The following is a 1,308-nucleotide window of genomic DNA, read 5'->3' on the forward strand; positions in this document are numbered from 1 at the left end:
CGGCGGTAGACCCGGGGAACTGAAACATCTCAGTACCCGGAGGAAGAGAAAGAAAAATCGATTCCCTGAGTAGCGGCGAGCGAAACGGGAAGAGCCCAAACCAGCTTCGGCTGGGGTTGTAGGACACCGATAATCGGTGGAATGGCAAGCTGAACGGCCTGGAACGGCCGACTATAGGGGGTAAGAGTCCCGTAGGCATCATCCATTCCACTGAGCGGTGTATCCTGAGTACGGCGGAACACGAGGAATTCCGTCGGAATCCGGGAGGACCATCTCCCAAGGCTAAATACTCCTTAGTGACCGATAGCGAACCAGTACCGTGAGGGAAAGGTGAAAAGCACCCCGGAAGGGGAGTGAAACAGAACCTGAAACCGTGTGCCTACAAGTAGTCAGAGCCCGTTAATGGGTGATGGCGTGCCTTTTGTAGAATGAACCGGCGAGTTGTGATTACATGCAAGGTTAAGCAGCGAATGCGGAGCCGCAGCGAAAGCGAGTCTGAAGAGGGCGAATTGAGTATGTGGTTGCAGACCCGAAACCAGGTGATCTACCCATGTCCAGGCTGAAGTCCAGGTAACACTGGATGGAGGGCCGAACCGACTTACGTTGAAAAGTGACCGGATGAGGTGTGGGTAGCGGAGAAATTCCAATCGAACCTGGAGATAGCTGGTTCTCTCCGAAATATATTTAGGTATAGCCTCATGAGAGCATCGTGGAGGTAGAGCACTGTTTGGACGAGGGGCCCATCCCGGGTTACCGAATTCAGACAAACTCCGAATGCCATCGATGTGCTTCATGGGAGTCAGACAGTGGGTGATAAGGTCCATTGTCGAGAGGGAAACAGCCCAGACCACCAGTTAAGGTCCCAAAATATATGTTAAGTGGAAAAGGATGTGGCGTTGCACAGACAACTAGGATGTTGGCTTAGAAGCAGCCATCATTTAAAGAGTGCGTAATAGCTCACTAGTCAAGTGACGCTGCGCCGAAAATGTACCGGGGCTAAACATATTACCGAAACTGTGGATTAATTTATATTAATGGTAGGAGAGCGTTCCAATGGCAGGGAAGCATGATCGTGAGGACATGTGGAGCGATTGGAAGTGAGAATGCCGGTGTGAGTAGCGAAAGACGGGTGGGAATCCCGTCCACCGAATGACTAAGGTTTCCAGAGGAAGGCTCGTCCGCTCTGGGTTAGTCGGGACCTAAGCCGAGGCAGAGATGCGTAGGCGATGGCCAACAGGTAGAAATTCCTGTACCGGTGCGTGTCCGTTTGAGTGATGTGGTGACGCAGTAGGATAGATGGAGCGTGTG

Annotated in this window: 1 rRNA gene; it reads left to right on the plus strand. The window is 52.2% G+C overall.

The features are described 5' to 3' along the window. Nucleotides 1–1,308 (plus strand): 23S ribosomal RNA (locus tag BM271_RS14045); the annotation flags it as partial.

Source organism: Salinicoccus halodurans, assembly GCF_900114445.1.
Lineage (GTDB): Bacteria > Bacillota > Bacilli > Staphylococcales > Salinicoccaceae > Salinicoccus > Salinicoccus halodurans.